The organism is Streptomyces sp. NPDC096046 (assembly GCF_040303285.1).
GTDB lineage: Bacteria > Actinomycetota > Actinomycetes > Streptomycetales > Streptomycetaceae > Streptomyces.
This window is the reverse complement of sequence record NZ_JBEOSZ010000026.1, coordinates 81560-101398: the sequence shown is the minus strand read 5'-3', so window position 1 is coordinate 101398 and position 19839 is coordinate 81560. Positions and strand designations below refer to the sequence as shown.

18 protein-coding genes are annotated in these 19839 nt (G+C 72.4%); 12 read left to right on the top strand and 6 right to left on the bottom strand.

All coding sequences use genetic code 11. From position 1 onward, the window contains the following. Window positions 1–1626 (bottom strand): ABC-F family ATP-binding cassette domain-containing protein, encoded by a 1626-nt coding sequence (locus ABTX62_RS22870; RefSeq protein WP_352117905.1) that lies wholly within the window; start codon window positions 1624–1626, stop codon window positions 1–3. A 306-nt stretch (window positions 1627–1932) separates the two neighbouring features. Here ABTX62_RS22870 and ABTX62_RS22865 point away from each other — a divergent pair, with 306 nt between their 5' ends. Continuing rightward, window positions 1933–2592: a GOLPH3/VPS74 family protein gene (locus ABTX62_RS22865; protein WP_352117904.1), complete on the top strand. Its 660-nt coding sequence runs from the start codon at window positions 1933–1935 to the stop codon at window positions 2590–2592. A gap of 51 nt (window positions 2593–2643) precedes the next feature. Here ABTX62_RS22865 and ssgD read toward each other — a convergent pair whose 3' ends face one another. Further along, window positions 2644–3060, bottom strand: a complete 417-nt coding sequence (gene ssgD, locus ABTX62_RS22860) for a spore wall synthesis regulator SsgD (RefSeq protein WP_352117903.1) — start codon at window positions 3058–3060, stop codon at window positions 2644–2646. A 305-nt stretch (window positions 3061–3365) separates the two neighbouring features. On the opposite strand from ssgD, the gene ABTX62_RS22855 reads away from it, so the two are divergent. Continuing rightward, complete coding sequence (locus ABTX62_RS22855) at window positions 3366–4412, top strand: WD40/YVTN/BNR-like repeat-containing protein (RefSeq protein WP_352117902.1); 1047 nt, start codon at window positions 3366–3368, stop codon at window positions 4410–4412. Window positions 4413–4482: 70 nt separating this feature from the next. Further along, window positions 4483–4806 carry a hypothetical protein gene (locus ABTX62_RS22850; RefSeq protein WP_030840999.1) on the top strand — a complete coding sequence of 108 codons (324 nt, stop codon included), beginning with the start codon at window positions 4483–4485 and terminating at the stop codon, window positions 4804–4806. Between the two features lie 10 nt (window positions 4807–4816). Here the strand turns inward: ABTX62_RS22850 and ABTX62_RS22845 are convergent, their stop codons facing one another. Then, window positions 4817–5110 carry a YciI family protein gene (locus ABTX62_RS22845; protein ID WP_352117901.1) on the bottom strand — a complete coding sequence of 98 codons (294 nt, stop codon included), beginning with the start codon at window positions 5108–5110 and terminating at the stop codon, window positions 4817–4819. A gap of 62 nt (window positions 5111–5172) precedes the next feature. On the opposite strand from ABTX62_RS22845, the gene ABTX62_RS22840 reads away from it, so the two are divergent. Together ABTX62_RS22840 and mmpA are read left to right on the top strand one after the other, a co-directional pair. After that, complete coding sequence (locus tag ABTX62_RS22840; protein WP_352117900.1) at window positions 5173–5865, top strand: endonuclease V; 693 nt, start codon at window positions 5173–5175, stop codon at window positions 5863–5865. Window positions 5866–5969: 104 nt separating this feature from the next. Further along, on the top strand, window positions 5970–6116 hold the full coding sequence (gene mmpA / locus ABTX62_RS22835) for a morphogenic membrane protein MmpA (protein ID WP_352117899.1): 147 nt from the start codon (window positions 5970–5972) through the stop codon (window positions 6114–6116). 5 nt (window positions 6117–6121) lie between these two features. On the opposite strand, the gene ABTX62_RS22830 is transcribed toward mmpA, so the two are convergent. Next, a complete protein-coding gene (locus tag ABTX62_RS22830; RefSeq protein ID WP_352117898.1) occupies window positions 6122–7300 on the bottom strand; it encodes a saccharopine dehydrogenase family protein in 1179 nt (392 codons plus the stop codon). A gap of 91 nt (window positions 7301–7391) precedes the next feature. Here ABTX62_RS22830 and ABTX62_RS22825 point away from each other — a divergent pair, with 91 nt between their 5' ends. The 4 genes from ABTX62_RS22825 to ABTX62_RS22810 all read left to right on the top strand — a co-directional run bounded on the left by ABTX62_RS22825 (window position 7392) and on the right by ABTX62_RS22810 (window position 12475). Further along, window positions 7392–7772, top strand: coding sequence for an MmcQ/YjbR family DNA-binding protein (locus ABTX62_RS22825; RefSeq protein WP_352117897.1), 381 nt, complete (start codon window positions 7392–7394; stop codon window positions 7770–7772). A gap of 110 nt (window positions 7773–7882) precedes the next feature. Continuing rightward, complete coding sequence (locus ABTX62_RS22820) at window positions 7883–9028, top strand: CaiB/BaiF CoA transferase family protein (protein WP_352117896.1); 1146 nt, start codon at window positions 7883–7885, stop codon at window positions 9026–9028. Window positions 9029–9039: 11 nt separating this feature from the next. Further along, complete coding sequence (locus ABTX62_RS22815) at window positions 9040–10254, top strand: acetyl-CoA C-acetyltransferase (RefSeq protein ID WP_352117895.1); 1215 nt, start codon at window positions 9040–9042, stop codon at window positions 10252–10254. 34 nt (window positions 10255–10288) lie between these two features. Continuing rightward, entirely contained in the window at window positions 10289–12475 is a 2187-nt protein-coding gene (locus tag ABTX62_RS22810) for a 3-hydroxyacyl-CoA dehydrogenase NAD-binding domain-containing protein (protein ID WP_352117894.1), read from the top strand. Here ABTX62_RS22810 and ABTX62_RS22805 read toward each other — a convergent pair. After that, the gene (locus ABTX62_RS22805; RefSeq protein ID WP_352117893.1) at window positions 12461–13177 is read right to left on the bottom strand and encodes a MerR family transcriptional regulator; all 717 of its coding nucleotides are present in this window, start codon (window positions 13175–13177) and stop codon (window positions 12461–12463) included. The genes ABTX62_RS22810 and ABTX62_RS22805 overlap by 15 nt on opposite strands. Before the next feature lie 191 nt (window positions 13178–13368). Continuing rightward, on the bottom strand, window positions 13369–14256 hold the full coding sequence (locus ABTX62_RS22800) for an arginase family protein (protein WP_352117892.1): 888 nt from the start codon (window positions 14254–14256) through the stop codon (window positions 13369–13371). A gap of 482 nt (window positions 14257–14738) precedes the next feature. Here ABTX62_RS22800 and ABTX62_RS22795 point away from each other — a divergent pair, with 482 nt between their 5' ends. The 3 genes from ABTX62_RS22795 (at window position 14739) to ABTX62_RS22785 (ending at window position 19787) form a co-directional block, all read left to right on the top strand. After that, window positions 14739–16694 carry a Xaa-Pro dipeptidyl-peptidase gene (locus ABTX62_RS22795; protein WP_352117891.1) on the top strand — a complete coding sequence of 652 codons (1956 nt, stop codon included), beginning with the start codon at window positions 14739–14741 and terminating at the stop codon, window positions 16692–16694. After that, entirely contained in the window at window positions 16691–17977 is a 1287-nt protein-coding gene (locus ABTX62_RS22790) for a M14 family metallopeptidase (RefSeq protein ID WP_352117890.1), read from the top strand. Before ABTX62_RS22795 ends, ABTX62_RS22790 begins: the two co-directional genes overlap by 4 nt. 85 nt (window positions 17978–18062) lie before the next feature. Next, a complete protein-coding gene (locus ABTX62_RS22785; RefSeq protein WP_352117889.1) occupies window positions 18063–19787 on the top strand; it encodes a BCCT family transporter in 1725 nt (574 codons plus the stop codon). Window positions 19788–19839 lie beyond the last annotated feature (52 nt).

The following is a 19839-nucleotide window of genomic DNA, read 5'->3' as shown; positions in this document are numbered from 1 at the left end:
CTAGGAGGAAAACCCGACAGCCTCTGGCGTGATTTCTTTTAGTTCTCCCTCCTCCATCAGCAGCCAGCGGGTGATGCCGATCGACTCCAGGAAGGGCAGGTCGTGACTGGCCACGAGCAGCGCCCCCTCGTACGACTCCAGGGCGGTGGTGAGCTGCCGGACGCTCGCCATGTCGAGGTTGTTGGTCGGCTCGTCCAGCATGAGCAGCTGCGGTGCGGGCTCCGCCAGCATCAGCGCCGCCAGCGCGGCCCGGAAGCGTTCGCCGCCGGACAGCGTCGCCGCCTTCTGGTCGGCACGGGCGCCCCGGAACAGGAAGCGCGCCAGCCGCGCCCTGATCCGGTTGTTGGTGGCGCCCGGCGCGAACCGGGCCACGTTCTCGGCGACGGTCCGCTCCCCGTCGAGGACGTCGAGCCGCTGCGGCAGGAACCGCAGCGGAACGTGCGCCCGCACCTCGCCCGACTCCGGGGCGAGCTCGCCGGTGATCGTGCGCAGCAGGGTCGTCTTGCCCGCGCCGTTGCGCCCGATCAACGCCACCCGCTCCGGCCCGCGCAGCTCGAAGCCGCCCCGCACCCGGGCGCCGTACCGAAGCCCGAGATCCTGGAGGGTGAGGACCGTACGCCCCGGTGGCACGGCCGTGTACGGCAGGTCGACGCGGATCTCGTCGTCGTCCCGTACGGCCTCCACGGCCTCGTCGAGCCGCTCCCTGGCCTCGGCGAGCTTCTCCTCGTGCATGATCCGGTGCTTGCCCGCGGACTCCTGCGCGGCGCGCTTGCGCGCCCCCATGACGATCTTGGGCTCGCGCTTCTGGTCCCACATCTTCTGCCCGTACCGCTTCCGGCGGGCCAGCTTGACCTGGGCGTCGGCCAGTTCGCGCTTCTGCTTGCGGAAGTCCGACTCGGCGACGCGCGCCATGCGCTCGGCCGCCTCCTGTTCGACCTCCAGGGCCTCCTGGTAGTCGGAGTAGGTGCCGCCGTACCAGGTGATCTCCCCGGCGCGCAGATCGGCGATCTGGCCGACCAGGTCCAGCAGTTCACGGTCGTGGCTGACGACGATCAGCACGCCCGGCCAGGACTGGACGGCCGCGTACAGCCGTCTGCGGGCGTACAGGTCGAGGTTGTTGGTCGGTTCGTCCAGCAGCAGCACGTCGGGGCGGCCCAGCAGCAGTGCTGCCAGGCGCAGCAGGACGGACTCGCCGCCCGACACCTCACCGATGGTGCGGTCCAGATCGACGTGCCCCAGGCCGAGTTCGCCGAGGGTGGCGAGGGCGCGCTCCTCGACGTCCCAGTCGTCGCCGACGGTCTCGAAGTGCGCCTCGCGGACGTCACCCGCCTCGATGGCGTGCAGTGCGGCGCGCCGGCCGGCGATGCCGAGCGCCTCGTCGACGCGCAGGGTGGTGTCGAGCGTGATGTTCTGCGGGAGGTATCCGACCTCGCCGGCCACCCGGACGGTGCCGTCGGCCGGTGCGAGTTCACCGGCGATCAGCTTCAGCAGGGTCGATTTTCCCGACCCGTTCACACCGACCAGGCCGGTGCGGCCGGGGCCGAACGCGACGTCCAGCCCTTCGAAGACGGGGCTGCCGTCGGGCCAGGTGAACGAGAGGGATGTGACGGTGACGGAACCAGACATGGGGGCCTCACTCGCGGTTGCTCGAAGCGGTCAGGGGCAAACGCGTGTCGAGACACCTGCGACCAGGGGAGGAGGCTCCATGGCACATCCCGGGCATGAGAAATGCCCCGCACCGGAGGACGGCTCGAACGCCGAGGTCGCACGCAGCGCACACCCGTGGGGTGTGACGCGGTGTCTCAGGACCTCAGACGAGCAACGTCCTTCTCCAATCGGCGGCAACAGGGACGCGTTACACCGTAGGAAGGCGCTCTGAGCCTGTCAACGGATTAACGTGCGACCCGATCTCCCCGCTCCCCAGGAGGCCCCGTGCCCAACGGCCCGCTCACGCTGCCGGCCCGGCTCTGTCTGCTGGCCTGGGACGCCGCGCGTCCCGCGGCCGGCGGCACCGCCCACCGGCCGGACCTGGTGCGGGCCGGCGCCCTCGTCGAACTGGCCCAGCGCGGTCTGCTCACCGACGAGGACGGCATCGCCACGCCGGTCGACCTGGACGCGAGCGCGGGTGACGCGGTCCTCGACGGGCTGCTGGACCTCGTGCGCGAGTCGTGCCCGCACTCCTGGCGGACCTGGGTGAAGCTGCGGGCGCGGGTGACCTTCGACGCCGCGCGGGAACAACTGGTGGCCGAGGGGTACCTGCGGGCGGACAAGCGCCGGGTGCTCGGCATGTTCCCCTCCGTGGAGTACGCGCTGGAGCGGCTCGCCGTCGTGGAGGCGCTGCGGGAGGAGGTGCGGGACGTCCTGCGGGGCGAGGTCGCCGAGGTCTCCGGGCGGGACGCGGCGGTCGTCGCACTCGCCGCCGCGGCGGGGCTGCTGCCGGACCGGGAGGTGCGCGTCCACGCGCGGCGGCTGGAGGACCTGCTCGAACGCGCCGGGGCGGCGGGGCCCGGGCCGCGGAGGGTGGTCCGCGAGGTGAGTACGGCGGTGACCACGACGACCGGGTCCGCCCCCGCACCGACGGCAGGCGGCTGAGCGCGCGCCCCGGCACCCGCTCCCCGCCCTCCTGGCGCGGGGCCAGTCAGCTCAGCACGCGTCGCGTATCAGCTCGGCGAGACCGTGGTCCAGGTCCAGCTGGAGGTGCTCCAGGCCGACGGGCACGAGTTCGCTCGTGGCCTCCAGGAACCGGCGGATCTCGCTCGAACGGACGTGGACCACGGCGGTGCCCTCGGGGGCGTGGAACTCCAGTACCGTGCGGTCGTAACCGTAGGGCCGCACGCGTACGTCGCCGTGCCCCTCGGCGCTGCTCTGGCCCGCGGCGAGCAGCTCACGGGAGAAGGTCCAGCAGACCTCGACGCCCTCCAGCGTGGCCGGGGCGGGGAAGGTCATGCGGACGGCGAAAGGATCACGCCGGTCGTAGTGCAGCGTCGCGGGAATGCTCGGCATACGCGGCGCGGCGGCGACGAGGCGGGCCTCCACGGGCTGCTCGATGACGATGGACAACGCCTTGCTCCCTTGTGACGGCTGGACGGACACGTCCGGGCGGATGAGGCCGGGCACTGGAAGAGACGACGGAATCAGCCAATCCGTGCACACGAAGTGCGAGTGACCTCTGTCACCGTGTTCATGCACGGGAGTGACGTGGCTCTCCTCGTGCGCCGGGGAGGGCACGTGTGGCACCCGCCACACCATCCGGAGCAGCCGTGAGGCCGTCTGGACGGCACCCGGGCGGTGGGCTAGCTTCCCCGGCCATGAGGCGCATGGGGAGCACGCGACGCACGGGACGAACTCGGGGCAGGGCGACCGCGATGGCGGCCTGCGCCGCGGCACTGGCGGCCCTGACCGCCGTACCGGCGCAGGCGCACGAGCCGGAGCGCCGGGCGCCGCACTGGGAACTCAAGGACACCGGTGCTCCGGAGGCACGTTTCCGGGGTCTCGCGGCGGTCAGCCGGAACACCGCCTGGGTCGCCGGGAGTGGGGGCACCGTGCTGCGCACCACCGACGGCGGAGCGACCTGGCGGAACGTCTCGCCCCCCGGCGCGGGGGAGTTGCAGTTCCGGGACGTCGAGGCGTTCGACGCGCGCCGGGCCGTGGTCCTGGCCATCGGCGAGGGCGAGGCGTCCCGCGTCTACCGCACCGACGACGGCGGAGCGACCTGGACGGAGTCCTTCCGCAACACCGACCCGAAGGCCTTCTACGACTGCCTCGCCTTCTTCGACCACCGCCACGGCCTCGCGATGAGCGACCCGGTGAACGGCAAGTTCCGCATCCTGTCGACCGGCGACGGCGGCCGGACCTGGAAGATGGTGCCGGACCGGGGCATGCCGGCCGCGCAGGAGGGGGAGGCCGGATTCGCGGCGAGCGGCCAGTGCCTGGTCACGTCCGGGCCGAGGGACGTCTGGCTCGCCACCGGCGGGGCGGCGCGCGCGCGTGTGCTGCACTCCGCCGACCGGGGACGGACCTGGACGGCCGCCGAGGCTCCCCTCCCGGCGGGCGATCCGGCCCGCGGTGTCTTCGCGCTCGCCTTCCGCGACCGCGCCCGCGGTCTCGCCGTCGGCGGCGACTTCCGACCCGACCAGAGCTCACCGCGCGCCGCCGCGCGCACCTCCGACGGCGGCCGCACCTGGCGCCCGGCCGCCACCTCCCCGCCCGCCTACCGCTCCGGCGTCGCCTGGCTCCCGCACAGCCGCACCGCCGCTCTGGCCGTCGGCCCCACCGGCACCGACCTCACCACGGACGCCGGACGTACCTGGCGGACCGTCGACACGGGCTCCTACGACACCGTCGACTGCACCCCGGACCACGGCTGCTGGGCCGCGGGCGAGAAGGGCCGGGTTGCCCGCCTGGAGCACTGAGCATGCGGGGTGCCCTGATCGTTGGCAGGGTGGGTACTCGTTCACTGATCGTGAAAGGAAGTGAGCGAGAATGCCACGCGGTTCGAGCTCCAAACGGGAGCGCCAGTACGAGCACATCAAGGAAAGCGCGAAGGACCGGGGCGAGAGCACCGGCCGCGCCAAGGAGATCGCCGCACGGACGGTGAACAAGGAACGCGCCCGCTCCGGCGAGTCGAAGACGGCCAGCCGCACCTCCACCCAGGACATGTCCTCCGGCAAGCGGGGCGGTCAGCGGTCGGGCCAGGGCTCCCAGGGGCCCACCTACGACCAGCTGTACCAGGAGGCCAAGCGCAAGGGCGTCGAAGGCCGTTCCAGCATGAACAAGAGCCAGTTGCAGCGCGCACTGGGCAAGTGAGGCGGACGCCTCAGAGGGTCTCCCGGTAGGCCTCCAGCGCGGGTGCCGTCTTCGTCGCCGTGAACTCGGTGACGCGGTAGGCGCACACGCCCGCGGTGACGAACGGGTCCTCGGCGGTGATCGCCTCGATCCGCGCGCGATCCCCCGCGACGGCGATGATCACCCCGCCGTCGCGGGGGCTCTTGCGCCCGGACGCGAGGAACACCCCCTGCCGGTACTGCTCGTCGAGCCAGCCGACGTGCTCCTCCAGCACGGCGTCGACGGCTTCCAGCGGGGCGGTGTACGTCAGCTCCAGCACGAACATGAGCGGGAGCCTACCCCCGGTCACCCGTCCGGCCGCCGGGCAGCCCGTAGGCTCAGGGCACCATGACGACCGTACGCATCCCCGAGGACTGGCCCGCCACCGAGGAACAGGCCCGCGCCGTCCAGGACGAACTGCGCGAGCGCGTGATCCTCGGCGAACCCGGACCGCCGCCCGGGACGGGCACGGTGACGGGGGTCGACGTCGCCTACGACGACGAGCGGGACGTCGTCGCGGCCGCGGCGGTCGTGCTGGACGCGTCGAGTCTGGAGGCCGTCGCGCAGGCCACGGCCGTGGGGCGGGTCTCCTTCCCCTACGTACCGGGGCTGCTGGCCTTTCGTGAGATCCCCGCGGTCCTCGCCGCCCTCGCCGCCCTGCCCTGCCCGCCCGGCCTGGTGGTCTGCGACGGCTATGGACTCGCCCACCCCCGCCGCTTCGGCCTCGCCAGCCACCTCGGCGTCCTGACCGGCCTGCCCACGATCGGCGTCGCCAAGAACCCGTTCGCCTTCACCTACGACGACCCGGACACCCCGCGCGGGAGCACCTCGCCGCTGATCGCCGGGTCCGAGGAGGTCGGCCGCGCTCTGCGCACCCGGGACGACGTCAAGCCCGTCTTCGTCTCCGTCGGCCACCGGGTGACGCTGGACGACGCCTGTGCGCACACCCTCGCGCTGACCCCCGCCTACCGTCTCCCGGAGACCACCCGCAGGGCGGACGCGCTGTGCCGCGAGGCGCTGCGGCAGGCCGGCCCCGCCTGACCGACCGCACGCCCCCGGCGGTGCGCCGGGCGGCGCGATCTGAGTACCGCGGCTGAGTACCCGTACGGATGCCCGGCCGCGGACCCGGCGGCAGGCTGGGGCGCATGACAACGCACCGCGCCCCCAAGCCAGTCGCCGGCCCGACCCAGAGCGTCGAGCGGGCCGTCACCACAGGGCTGATCCTCGCCGTGCTGGCCGGGCTCGGCTGGATCGCCGGGATGATCTACACCATCGCCGAGTGGCCGCTGTAGGACCCTCAGCGGGCCGCCGCGATCCGGAAGCGGATGCCCGCCGCACCGAGCCGGTCGATCAGCGCGTTGCCCATCGCCAGGGCCGTGGTCACCTGGCCCGCCGTGTTCGGAAGGTCGTCCAGGGCCAGGCACAGTGCCGACTCGGCGAGCATCTTGGCCGTCTCGTCGTAGCCGGGGTCGCCGCCCGAGACCTCCGTGTACACCCGTTTGCCGCCGCCCTCACCCACGAAGCGCACGGAGAACCAGCTCTTCGCCCGCTTCTCGGGGCTCGGCCCGTCCCCGGGCTTCAGCCGGTCCGACAACCAGCGCCGCGCGGGCGGCACTTGGGCCGCCGCGACCAGCGCGCCGACCGCCGCGACCCCGCCCACGGCGACCGGCAGGCGCCGGACGGCCGCGTACTGCCGGTAGCGGAAGTCGGGCCCGTACCGGTCGAGGGCCGACGCCGAGCGCCGCACGATCTGCGGGTCGATGGTCGGCATCGGCAGCGCCCACGCACCGACCTCCTGGGCGAACCGGGGCGCGCCGAGCGGCGCCGAGACCCGCCGGCCCACCAGCCGCGGCTCGTGCCGCCGCCGGTCCCGTACGGCCGCCGCCATCTCCCGCTGCCGTGCGAACTGGTTGAGGGCCGAGGCGAAGGTCCCGCCGGAGAACGCCGCGTCGGCGGTCACGAAGCCCTCGACGTCCAGCGGCACGTCCTCCGGCAGCTGCTGCACGGTGAAGTACACGCCCAGGTCGTGCGGGATCGAGTCGAATCCGGCGGCGTGCACCAGCCGCGCCCCGCTCTCCCGTGCGCGTGCGTCGTGCCGGACGTACATCAGGTCCACGAACTCCGGCTCGCCGCACAGGTCCAGGTAGTCGGTGCCGGTGTCGGCGCAGGCGGCGACGAGTTCCTCGCCGTAGGTCACGTACGGGCCGACGGTCGTGGCCACGACGCGCGCGTGCTCGGCGAGGTCGCGCAGCGAGGCCGGGTCGGACACGTCCGCGCGCAGCACCCCCACTTCAGCGTCGGCGGGCAGCCGCGCCCGCAAGCGCTCCAGTTTCCCGGCGTCGCGGCCCGCGATCGCCCAGCGCAGTCCTTCGGGCGCGTGCGCGGCCAGGTACTCCGCGGTGAGCGCCCCGGCGAAACTGGTCGCTCCGAAGAGCGCGATGTCGTACGGACGGTCCGTCCTGCTTTGCCTGCTCATGACACCCCTCGGTCGTGCAGCCCGTGCCGCTGTCGGTGGCCGAGGCTAGCGTGAGGGGTGCGGAGCCCGATGACGAGCCCGGAGGACGACGATGGCCGTGCCCAGGAATGCCCTGAAGAAGTGGGAGGAAGTGCGCGCGTTCGCGCTGGGCCTGCCGGATGCCGTCGAGGAGTTCCCCTGGGGCGAGTCCGTCGCGAAGGTCAACAAGAAGGTGTTCGTCTTCCTCGGGGTCCAGGACGGCAGTTACCCCCTGGGGGTGACGGTGAAGCTCAAGGACGAGACGGCGCACGCGCACGCGCTGGCCTGCCCCGGCGCCGAGCCCGCCGGCTACGGCCTGGGCAAGGCGGGCTGGGTGAGCATCCCCCTGGAGGGGCAGGGTGCCCCGGCCGCGGAGGTGCTCTGCGACTGGGTCGAGGAGAGCTACCGGGTGATCGCCCCGAAGCGGCTCATAGTCGAGCTGGACGCGGGCTGACCTCGTCCGGCAGATTGCTAAGCGCTTGCTCGTTCAGGTCTTGTGCCGAGTGGAACACGTTCTTAGCATCACGGGTGTTACATCAGATGTGTCACAGCACTGGGGGCGGGATGACCACGGCAAGGACGCCAGGACACGGCCCGCTCACCGGCGTGCGCGTGGTCGAGCTGGCGGGTATCGGGCCCGGCCCGTTCGCCGCCATGCTCCTGGCCGACCTCGGGGCCGACGTGGTGCGCGTGGACCGCCCGGGCGGCCCCGTACTCGCGATCGACCCGGCGTACGACATCACCAACCGCAACAAGCGCTCGGTGGTCGTCGACCTGAAGGCCCCGGACGGCCCGGACCAGGTGCTCGCCCTCGCCGCCCGAGCCGACCTCCTCGTCGAGGGCTACCGGCCCGGCGTCGCCGAACGCCTCGGCGTCGGACCCGAGGCCTGCCTCGCCCGCAACCCGCGCCTCGTCTACGGCCGGATGACCGGCTGGGGCCAGGACGGACCGCTCGCCCAGCGCGCCGGACACGACATCGCGTACATCGCCCCCACCGGCACCCTCGGCATGACCGGCCGACCGGACGAGCCGCCCGCCGCCCCCGCCAACCTCCTCGGCGACTACGCGGGCGGCTCCCTGTACCTGGTCGTCGGCGTTCTCGCCGCCCTCCACCACGCACGCGCGAGCGGCACCGGCCAGGTCGTGGACGCCGCGATCGTCGACGGCACCGCCCATCTCGCCACGATGATCCACGGCATGCTCGCCGCCGGTGGCTGGCAGGACCACCGCGGCGCCAACCTCCTGGACGGCGGCTGCCCCTACTACGGCACCTACCAGACCGCCGACGGCCGGTACATGGCCGTCGGTGCCCTGGAGCCGCAGTTCTACGCGGAGTTCCTCGCCCTCCTCGGCCTCGGCGACCGCACCGGGGCCCGCACGGACATCGCCCGCTGGGACGAGCTGCGCGAAGAGATCGCCGCCCGCTTCAAGAGCCGGACCAGAGACGAATGGACGGCCGTCTTCGACGGCAGCGACGCGTGCGTGGCGCCCGTGCTGTCGCTGCGCGAGGCCCCGCACCACCCGCACCTGGCCGCCCGCGGCACCTTCACCGACCACGGCGGCATCACCCAGCCCGCCCCGGCACCCCGCTTCTCCGCGACCCCGACCTCCGTCCGCACCGGCCCGGCCCGGCCGGGCGCCGACACCGCGGACGTCGCCCGGGACTGGGACGTCCCCGGGCTCCTCCCCGGGTCCCGAAACCCTCAGTGAAAGGCCTCCTCGTGAGCACCGAAGCGTACGTGTACGACGCGATCCGCACCCCGCGCGGGCGCGGCAAGGCAGGCGGCGCCCTGCACGGCACCAAGCCCATCGACCTGGTCGTCGGACTCATCCACGAGATTCGCGCCCGCTTCCCGGACCTCGACCCGGCCGCCGTCGACGACATCGTCCTCGGGGTCGTCGGCCCGGTCGGCGACCAGGGCTCCGACATCGCGCGGATCGCGGCGATCGCGGCCGGTCTGCCCGACACGGTGGCCGGAGTGCAGGAGAACCGCTTCTGTGCCTCGGGACTGGAGGCCGTCAACCTGGCCGCGGCGAAGGTCCGTTCCGGCTGGGAGGACCTCGTCCTGGCGGGCGGCGTCGAGTCGATGTCCCGGGTGCCGATGGCCTCCGACGGCGGCGCCTGGTTCAACGACCCGATGACCAACCTCCAGGTCAATTTCGTGCCGCAGGGCATCGGCGCCGACCTCATCGCCACCATCGAGGGTTTCTCCCGGCGCGACGTCGACGAGTACGCCGCCCTCTCCCAGGAGCGGGCCGCCACCGCCATGAAGGACGGCCGCTTCGACAGGTCCGTCGTCCCGGTGAAGGACCGCAGCGGTCTGATCGTCCTCGACCACGACGAGTTCCCGCGCCCCGGCACCACCGCCGACTCCCTCGCCAAGCTGAAGCCGTCCTTCGCGGACATCGGCGAACTCGGCGGCTTCGACGCGGTGGCCCTCCAGCAGTACCACTGGGTGGAGAAGATCGACCACGTCCACCACGCGGGCAACTCCTCCGGCATCGTGGACGGCGCCTCGCTCGTCGCGATCGGCTCCAAGGAGGTCGGCGAGCGCTACGGCCTCACGCCCCGCGCGCGGATCGTCTCCGCCGCCGTCTCCGGCTCCGAGCCCACCATCATGCTCACCGGCCCCGCCCCCGCCACCCGCAAGGCCCTCGCCAAGGCCGGACTGGCCATCGACGACATCGACCTCGTCGAGATCAACGAGGCGTTCGCGGCGGTCGTGCTGCGCTTCGTACGGGACATGGGCCTGTCCCTGGACAAGGTCAACGTCAACGGCGGCGCGATCGCGCTCGGCCACCCCCTCGGCGCCACCGGCGCGATGATCCTCGGCACCCTCGTCGACGAACTCGAGCGCCAGGACAAGCGCTACGGCCTCGCCACGCTGTGCGTCGGCGGCGGCATGGGCGTCGCCACCATCGTCGAGCGCATCTGACCCCCTCCCGACGGATCACACGGAGCACCTCCACATGAGCACTGAGCCCACCACCATCCGCTGGGAACAGGACCGCACCGGCCTCGTCACCCTCGTCATCGACGACCCGAACCAGTCCGCGAACACCATGAACCAGGCGTTCCGCGACTCGCTCGCTGCCGTCACCGACCGCCTGGAGGCCGAGAAGGACTCCATTCGGGGCGTCATCATCACCTCCGCGAAGAAGACCTTCTTCGCGGGCGGCGACCTGCGCGACCTCATCCGCGTCACGCCCGAGACGGCCCAGGAGCTGTTCGACGGCGGCATGGCCATCAAGCGGAACCTGCGCCGCATCGAGACCCTCGGCAAGCCGGTCGTCGCCGCCCTCAACGGCGCGGCCCTCGGCGGCGGTTACGAGATCGCCCTGGCCTGTCACCACCGCGTCGCCCTCGACGCGCCCGGCTCCAAGATCGGCTGCCCCGAGGTCACCCTCGGCCTGCTCCCCGGAGGCGGCGGCGTCGTCCGCACCGTGCGCATGCTGGGAATCGCCGACGCCCTGCTGAAGGTCCTCCTCCAGGGCACCCAGTACAGCCCCCGCCGCGCCTTGGAGAACGGCCTCGTCGACGACGTGGCCGCCACCCATGAGGAACTGCTCGCCAAGGCCCGCGCCTTCATCGACGCCAACCCCGAGTCCCAGCAGCCCTGGGACAAGCCCGGCTACCGCATCCCCGGCGGCACACCGGCCAACCCCAAGTTCGCCGCGAACCTGCCCGCCTTTCCCGCCACCCTGCGCAAGCAGACGGGCGGCGCGCCCTACCCGGCGCCGCGCAACATCCTCGCCGCCGCCGTCGAGGGCTCCCAGGTCGACTTCGAGACCGCCCAGGTCATCGAGGCCCGCTACTTCGTGGACCTCGCGGCCGGCCAGACGTCGAAGAACATGATCCAGGCCTTCTTCTTCGACCTCCAGGCCGTCAACTCCGGCGCCAACCGCCCCAAGGGCATCGAGCCCCGCACGGTCCGCAAGGTCGCCGTCCTCGGCGCCGGCATGATGGGCGCCGGCATCGCCTACTCCTGCGCCCGCGCCGGCATCGACGTCGTCCTGAAGGACGTCTCCCCGGAGGCGGCCCTCAAGGGCAAGGGCTACTCCGAGAAGCTGTGCGCCAAGGCCGTCGCCAAGGGCCGCACGACCCAGGAGAAGGCCGACGCGCTGCTCGGCCGCATCACCCCCACCGCCGAGGTCCGGGACCTGGCCGGCTGCGACGCCGTCGTCGAGGCCGTCTTCGAGGACACGTCCCTCAAGCACAAGGTCTTCCAGGAGATCCAGCACGTCGTCGGGCCCGACGCGCTGCTGTGCTCCAACACCTCCACCCTGCCCATCACCGCGCTCGCCGAGGGCGTGGAGCGCCAGGGCGACTTCATCGGCCTGCACTTCTTCTCGCCGGTCGACAAGATGCCGCTCGTGGAGATCATCAAGGGCGAGCGCACCGGCGAGGAGGCGCTGGCCCGCGCCTTCGACCTGGTCCGGCAGATCAACAAGACGCCGATCGTCGTCAACGACTCGCGCGGCTTCTTCACCTCCCGGGTCATCGGCCACTTCATCAACGAGGGCGTCGCCATGGTCGGCGAGGGCATCGAGCCCGCCTCGGTCGAACAGGCCGCCGCCCAGGCCGGCTACCCGGCCAAGGTGCTGTCGCTGATGGACGAGCTGACGCTGACGCTGCCCCGCAAGATCCGGGCCGAGTCCAAGCGGGCGGTCGAGGAGGCGGGCGGCACCTGGACGGCCCACCCGGCCGAGGCCGTCATCGACCGCATGGTCGACGAGTTCGGCCGCACGGGCCGCAGCGGCGGCGCCGGCTTCTACGACTACGGCGACGACGGCAAGCGCACCCGCATCTGGCCCGGACTGCGCGAGCACTTCACCCGGCCGGGGCACCGGATCCCGTTCCGGGACATGCAGGAACGCATGCTGTTCTCCGAGGCGCTGGACACCGTCCGGCTGCTGGAGGAGGGCGTGCTGACCTCGGTCGCCGACGCCAACATCGGCTCCGTCTTCGGCATCGGCTTCCCGGGCTGGACCGGCGGCGTGCTCCAGTACATCAACGGCTACGAGGGCGGCCTGCCCGGCTTCGTGGCACGCGCGCGTGAACTCGCCGAGCAGTACGGGGAGCGCTTCGCCCCGCCCGCGCTGCTGGTGGAGAAGGCGGAGAAGGGGGAGCGGTTCGCCGACTCAGCCCGCGCCTGACTCCCGTGACGCCTCGGTGAGCCACTCTCCCAGCTCTTCCTTCAGCGACCGCTGGAAAGCGGTGAGGAGCGCCTGCACCACCAAAGGCTGCATGTGCGCCGACAGGGACCGCACGTCCCGCGCGTCACGCTCCGCCACCTCGCCGCGGAAGAGCTGGGAGAGTTCCCGGGCCGCGGCGCGCGCGTGCTCGATGAGAACCGTGCGCGCCGCGAAGATCGCCTCCTGGGAGAGGGACACGTCCAACAGCCCGACACCCAGCCGGAGCAGACCGAGATCCGCCTCGTAGTCGCCGTCCGCCGGCCGCAGCACGCCCATCGCGACCAGCCGCTCGACGTCCTCGCCGCCGAGCGGCCGCCCGGCCCGCCGCTGAAGTTCGTGCCGCGTGACCGTCTCGACGGCGTCCGGCGCCCAGGAGGCGACCACCGCGCGGTGAACGGCGAGGTCGCGCGGGCTGAGGTCCGGCGGCAACCGGCGCAGATAGCGCTCGATGCCCGCCAGCGTCATGCCCTGCTGCCGCAACTCCTCGATCAGCGCCAGCCGGGCCAGATGCTCCTGCCCGTAGTGCCCCACGCGCCGGGGACCGAGGGCCGGCGGCGGGAGCAGCCCCTTCGTGCCGTAGAAGCGCACCGTGCGCACCGTGACACCGGCCCGGGCGGCCAACTCGTCGATCGTGAGGGTCGGCTCCTCGGTGTCGGTCGTCATGTGCAGCAGTATCGCTGTCTCACCAGCGCTGTGAAACCTCCGGGGCCGAAGGTGAAGGCCGTGTGAGAAGGAGTGTTCTGTGACGTGAGCCGCCGCGTCCACGGTGGCGTCATGCCGGGGATCACGTACGTCCGGGTGACGCCACCGTTCCGCCGTTGAGGGGCGTCAAGGGACTCAAGGGACCGGTCGGCTCAGCCCTGGCTGTCGAAGGCCCGCACCAGGCGGTCGCGGAGGGCCCGCGCAAGGGTGCCGCCGGGGTCCAGCCGGGGGTTGAAGATCGCGACGGTCAGGCCGACGGCACCGCCGCCGGACAGGGCCGTACGCAGTACCGTCTCCAGTTCCTGCCAGGTCAGACCGTCCGGCTGCCGGTAATCGACGGCGGGCATGATCGCGTCGTCCAGCACGTCGACGTCGAGATGGACCCAGTACCCCGCCCCCGCCCCGTCCCCGGTCAGCAGCCGGACGGCGCGCCGGGCCGCCTCGGCCGCCCCCAGGGCGCGCACGGTGTCCAGCTCCATCGCGTGCAGCCCGGACGGCAGCGGTTGCATTCCGTACGCCGCGGACTCCTCCGCGTCCCGGAACCCCAGGGCGACGACGTCCTCGTCCCGCACGAGCGGGCCCCGGCCCTCCAGGTCGGCCAGCACGCGCGGGCCGCGCCCGGTGGCCAGGGCGAGTTCCATGGAGGCCACCTCGCCGGCCGGCTCCGCCGAGGGCTGGTAGAAGTCGCTGTGCCCGTCGAGGAAGAGCAGACCGTGCCGGTCACGGCGGCGCAGCGCGAGCAGGGTGCCGAGCAGCACACTGCAGTCGCCGCCGAGCACGACGGGGAACCGCCCGTGGGCGAGGACCTCGCCCACGGCGTCGGCCAGCGCCACGGAGTACGCGGCGATGCCGCCCGCGTTCAGCAGCCCGGTTTCCGGATCCCGCTCGGAGTCGTACGGCGGCGGTTCCACCCGCCCCGCCCGCGCGGCCCCGAGCCCTTCGGCCAGCCCGGCCCCGAGCAGCGCGCCCGGCAGTTCCTCCACCCCGGTCGGACGCAGCCCGAGCACGGAGGGTGCCTCGACGATCCCCACGTCCCGCACGCCCGGCTCCTCGGTCAGCCCGACAACGCCGCCGGACCGACGGGCCCGGCGCACGACCCACCGTAGTCCGAAGGGAGGTCCAAGGGAGGAAGGAAGCGGGCCCGCGCGTGCGATGCCCGGGAACGGCAGACCTGGTGCCAGGGCGCACCGGGTGAGGGGTGCCGCGCGCGCCACCCGGCGCGTCGGCCGGGGCCCGCAGTACGCACACGCGTACCGTCCCGGCCGCACGCACCTCCACAAGCTGAACGCGCTGTCAGCTCGTGCTGTTCACGCGAGCGGGCCCGTGACCCGTCGAGCGGACCGGCCGTCTGCGGCAGCGCGCCGAGCCGCGGCAGCACACCGAGCCGCCGGAACCGCCGAGGCGCTGACACCACCCCCTACCCGCACCGCGGGAGACACCCGCCCCAACGGCTCGTCCCGGACACGCCGGACCGTCAGCTGCCCTCTTCTGAACGGGAGTTCACCGATGTAGCGTCCGGCGCATGCCGAAACGCACGCGCTTCACGACCTGGAGACCGCTCGCGACGGCGGCCACCGCCGCCCTCTTGGCCACCCTGCTCACCCCGGCGGCCGCACAGGCCGCCCCCCGTGAGAGCGAACCCGTGTACTCGTACGGGAACGCCATCCGCGAGGCCGTCTGGGTGGACACCGGACTCGACGGCGACCGGGACGGAAGGACCGACCGGGTCGCCGTCGACATCGTCCGCCCCCGCGAAACCGCCCGGCAGGGCCGCAAGGTCCCCGTCATCATGGACGCCAGCCCGTACTACTCCTGCTGTGGGCGGGGCAACGAGAGCCAGAAGAAGACGTACGACGCGCAGGGCCGTGTCGCCCGGATGCCGCTGTACTACGACAACTACTTCGTTCCGCGCGGCTACGCCTTCGTCGGCGTGGACCTGGCCGGGACCAATCGCTCCGACGGCTGCGTCGACGTCGGAGGCCGCTCCGACATCCGGTCCGCGAAAGCGGTCGTCGACTGGCTGAACGGCCGAGCCAAGGCCTACACGAGCCGCACCGGCACCACCCGCGCCCAGGCGGGCTGGACCAACGGCCGCACCGGCATGATCGGCAAGAGCTGGGACGGCACCATCGCCAACGGCGTCGCCGCGACCGGCGTCGAGGGCCTGAAGACCATCGTCCCGATCAGCGCCATCTCCTCCTGGTACGACTACTACTTCCAGCAGGGCGCCCCCCTCTACGACTCCGGCCCCGAGTGGCTGTCGGACTACGTCAACAGCCCCGACGCCCGCGCCCAGTGCGACGCCGTCCAGCGCGAACTCGTCGACGGGGCCCCGCGCACCGGCGACCGGACCCCGCTGTGGAGCGAGCGCGACTACGTGAAGGCCGCGCGCAAGGTGAAGGCCAGCGTCTTCCTGGTCCACGGCATGCAGGACCTCAACGTCCGCATGAAGCACGTCGGCCAGTGGTGGGACGCCCTCGCGAAGAACGGTGTCGACCGCAAGATCTGGCTGTCGCAGACCGGCCACGTCGACCCCTTCGACTTCCGGCGCGCGAAGTGGGTCGAGACGCTGCACCGCTGGTTCGACCACGAACTCATGGGTTACGACAACGGCATCGACCGCGAGCCCATGGCCGACATCGAGCGCGCCCCCGACCAGTGGACGACCTCCGCGCTCTGGCCGCCGAGCGGCACCCGGGCCACCACCCTGCGCCCCGACCGGGGCACCACGCCCGGCGTCGGCACCCTCGGCCTGCACCGCGGCCACGGCACCGAGAACTTCACCGACGACCCCGCGCGGAGCGAGATCGACTGGGCCGCGCGGATCGACCGGCCGACACCGGAGAAGGCCGGTTTCGTCACCCGGCCGCTCACCCGCGACCTGCGCCTGTCCGGCTCCTCCGAGGTCACCGTCACCGCGACCCCCAGCACCCCGACGGCCCACCTCTCCGCCGTCCTCGTGGACATCGGCCCCGCGACCATCCGCGACTACGCCGACGCCGGCGAAGGCATCACCACCCTCACGGACCGCACCTGCTGGGGCGCGAGCACCACCGCCGACGGCTCCTGCTTCAAGGAGACCGAGGCGAAGACCGCCGCCGTCGACTACACGGTCGTCAGCCGCGGCTGGGCGGACCTCGGCAACCACGCCTCGGACCTCAAGGGCGCCCCGCTCACCCCGGGCAAGCGGTACAGCATCACCCTCGACCTCGCGGCGACCGACCACGTCGTCCCGAAGGGCCACCGCCTGGCACTCGTCGTCGCCGGCACCGACCGGGGACTCATCGATCCTCCCTCCGACAAACCGGTCCTCACACTCGACCTCTCCCGCACCTCGGCGCACGTCCCCTTCGTCGGCGGAGCCACCGCCTTCGCCCGCGCCACCACGGGCGCCGCGTCCGCCACCCCCGACGCCACCGTCCTGGACGGCGTACGGGAGCCGCGCACCGCGCACCGCGTCCCGGAGGCGAACCGGTGACCCCGAACACCACCCGCGTCCGGGCGCTGATCGTGACCACCGCGGCCCTCGCGGCCTCCCTGGTCGCCGCACCGGCCCACGCGGCCCCCGGCACGGCGCCCCGCACCGGCTTCGAGCAGTCGAACGGCGCCCGCTGGACCACCCCGTCCGAGGAGCAGGACTTCCTCAGGGCCGTCGACCGGTCCAGTGGCCGCGTCTCCCTGACCCGCGTGGGAACGACGAAGCAGGACCGCCCGCTCCACCTGCTGCGGATCGGCAACCGCCCGAGCCCCGACAAGGTGCTGCTCGTCTGCAGCCAGCACGGCGACGAACCCTCCGGCCGCGAGGCCTGCCTGACCACCGTCCGCGACCTCGCCCACGCCCGCGACAGCCGCACCCGGCACTTCCTGGACCACACCACCGTTCTGGTCGTGCCCACCGCCAACCCCGACGGCCGGGCGGCCGGCACCCGCGGCAACGGCGACGGCCTCGACATCAACCGCGACCACCTCGCCCTGAAGACCGCCGAGGCCCGCGCCCTGGCCGCCGTCATCCGCGACCAGCGCCCCGACATCGTCTACGACCTGCACGAATACGGCGCCACACCCCGGTTCTACGACAAGGACCTCTTCGACCTGTGGCCGCGCAACCTCAACACCCACGAGGCGGTCCACGGCGAGGCGCGGACCCTCTCCGAGGCGTACGTCCGCCCCGCCGCCCAGCGGGCCGGTCACTCCACGGGCACCTATGGCATCTGGACCGACCCGGAGACCGGTGAGCCGGTCAAACAGGTCGCCGGGGACGGACAGGAGCGCATCCTGCGCAACATGTCCGGGGTGAAGCACTCCGTCGGGCTGCTCATCGAGAGCCGCGTGGACCCGCTCACCGAGGCCGAGAAGGCGGACGGAGCCCTGAACAACCGCCGTCGCGTCATCTCCCAACTCGACGCCCTCAAAGGTCTGTTCCGCTACGCCGACCAGCGTCGCGACCGCATCGCGACAGCGACGGACAGGGCCCGGCTCGCGGGCCACGCCGCCACCGGCCCGGTCTACGTCGGCGGCGCCGACAACGACCCGCCCGAACCGGCCGACATCATCGAGAACCCGCCCTGCGGCTACCGCCTCACCGCCGCCCAGTACGCCGAGGTGGGCGACGAACTCGCACTGCACGGGGTGCGCGTGCGCCGGGACGCCGAGGGCGTGCTCGTCCCCCTGCGGCAACCCCTGCGGGCACTGGTGCCGCTGCTGCTCGACGACCGGGCCGAGTACCACCTCACCGGAGGTTTATCCGAAACCGCATGCTGAGAGGGGTGAAATTCCGCCACACGTGGTAGCAGCGTCTACGGAGGGCCTGCGTCCTCCCCAGCTGTCCCGATGAAAGGTGCCGCCTGTGACGCAAGAACGACCGACCGACAAGGACTCCCCGGGGGGAGCCGCGCTGCCGGGATCGGAAGCGGGCCTGCCCGGTCAGGACCGGCCGCAGACCGACCACATCGTGTTCGGCGTCACGGCGGTGCTCACCCTCGCCTTCGTGATCTGGGGCGCGGTGGCGACCGACTCGCTCGAAGACGTCTCCACCACCATGCTCGGCGGGCTGATGCACAACGGCGGCTGGGCGTTCATGCTCGCCGCCTCGGGCTTCGTGGTCTTCGCCCTCTGGATCGCGATCAGCCGCTACGGCCGTATCCACCTCGGTGCGGAGGGCGAGGAGCCCGAGTTCCGCACGGTGTCCTGGGTCGCGATGATGTTCAGCGCGGGCATGGGCATCGGCCTGATGTTCTACGGCGTGAGCGAGCCGCTGTCGCACTACGGCACGCCGCCGCCGGGGTCCGACCCGGCCGACTCCGGCGAGCGCATGGAGACGGCCATGGCCACCACCCTGTTCCACTGGACGCTCCACCCCTGGGCGATCTACGCGGTGGTGGGCCTCGCCATCGCCTACAGCACCTTCCGCAGGCGGCGCCGGCAGACCATCAGCGCCGTCTTCACCCCGCTGATCGGCAAGAAGAACGCCAACGGCGGCGTCGGCCGGGCCATCGACATCCTCGCGATCATCGCGACCGTCTTCGGCTCCGCCGCGTCCCTGGGGCTCGGCGCGCTCCAGATAGGCTCCGGTGTGCAGGAGCTGAAGTGGATGGACGAGGTGAGCACCGGGCTGCTCGTCACGATCATCGCGGTGCTGACCCTGGCCTTCGTCGCGTCCGCGATCTCCGGTGTGGAGAAGGGCATTCAGTGGCTGTCCAACACCAACATGGTGCTGGCGCTGGTGCTCGCCCTGTTCGTGTTCGTGGCCGGCCCGACCATCATCGTCCTGGACCTGCTGCCCACGTCCGTCTTCGCCTACCTCGGCGACCTGCCCGAGCTGGCCGGCCGGACCGAGGCGAGCGGCGGCGAGGGCGTCGCCGACTGGCTGAGCAGCTGGACGGTCTTCTACTGGGCCTGGTGGATCTCCTGGACGCCGTTCGTCGGCATGTTCATCGCCCGTATCAGCCGGGGCCGCACGATCCGCCAGTTCGTCGGCGGTGTCATCCTCGTTCCCAGCACGGTCAGCCTGATCTGGTTCGCGATCTTCGGTGGCTCGGCGATGAAGATGCAGGGGGAGGGGCGGCTCGGCAAGGAGGCGACCCCGGAGGGCCAGCTCTTCGGCGTGCTCCAGCAGTTCCCCGTCGCCACGCTCACGAGCCTGCTCGTGATGGTCCTCGTCGGTATCTTCTTCGTCTCGGGCGCCGACGCGGCCTCGATCGTCATGGGCACCCTGTCCCAGAAGGGCGCGCTCGAACCGGGCCGGTTCGTGGTGGTGTTCTGGGGCGTGGTCACCGGTGCGGTGGCGGCGATCATGCTCCTGGTCGGCAGCGGCCAGGGCGACGCGCTGACCGGTCTGCAGAACCTCACGATCCTCGCGGCGGCGCCGTTCGTCATCGTAATGATCTTCATGTGCGTCGCCCTCATGCGCGACCTTCGCCGCGATCCGTTGATCGTGCGTGAGCAGATGGGCTCGGAGGCCGTCGAGATGGCCGTCATGGCGGGCCACAAGAAGTACGACGGCGAGTTCGAGTTCCGGGTCGGCCCGGGCCGCGGCCCGGACATCGAGGGAGACCCGATCGGCAAGCACTGATCCGTACGGCGGGGGCGGCCCGGGGTCTCAGCGGTCCGGGCCGCCCCCGCCT

Coding starts and splice junctions, on each gene's coding strand:
- ABTX62_RS22870 (WP_352117905.1), bottom strand. CDS start 1,626: ATGTCTGGTTCCGTCACCGTCACATCCCTCTCGTTCACCTGGCCCGAC.
- ABTX62_RS22855 (WP_352117902.1), top strand. CDS start 3,366: ATGGCGGCCTGCGCCGCGGCACTGGCGGCCCTGACCGCCGTACCGGCG.
- ABTX62_RS22850 (WP_030840999.1), top strand. CDS start 4,483: ATGCCACGCGGTTCGAGCTCCAAACGGGAGCGCCAGTACGAGCACATC.
- ABTX62_RS22845 (WP_352117901.1), bottom strand. CDS start 5,110: ATGTTCGTGCTGGAGCTGACGTACACCGCCCCGCTGGAAGCCGTCGAC.
- ABTX62_RS22840 (WP_352117900.1), top strand. CDS start 5,173: ATGACGACCGTACGCATCCCCGAGGACTGGCCCGCCACCGAGGAACAG.
- mmpA (WP_352117899.1), top strand. CDS start 5,970: ATGACAACGCACCGCGCCCCCAAGCCAGTCGCCGGCCCGACCCAGAGC.
- ABTX62_RS22830 (WP_352117898.1), bottom strand. CDS start 7,300: ATGAGCAGGCAAAGCAGGACGGACCGTCCGTACGACATCGCGCTCTTC.
- ABTX62_RS22825 (WP_352117897.1), top strand. CDS start 7,392: ATGGCCGTGCCCAGGAATGCCCTGAAGAAGTGGGAGGAAGTGCGCGCG.
- ABTX62_RS22820 (WP_352117896.1), top strand. CDS start 7,883: ATGACCACGGCAAGGACGCCAGGACACGGCCCGCTCACCGGCGTGCGC.
- ABTX62_RS22810 (WP_352117894.1), top strand. CDS start 10,289: ATGAGCACTGAGCCCACCACCATCCGCTGGGAACAGGACCGCACCGGC.
- ABTX62_RS22805 (WP_352117893.1), bottom strand. CDS start 13,177: ATGACGACCGACACCGAGGAGCCGACCCTCACGATCGACGAGTTGGCC.
- ABTX62_RS22795 (WP_352117891.1), top strand. CDS start 14,739: ATGCCGAAACGCACGCGCTTCACGACCTGGAGACCGCTCGCGACGGCG.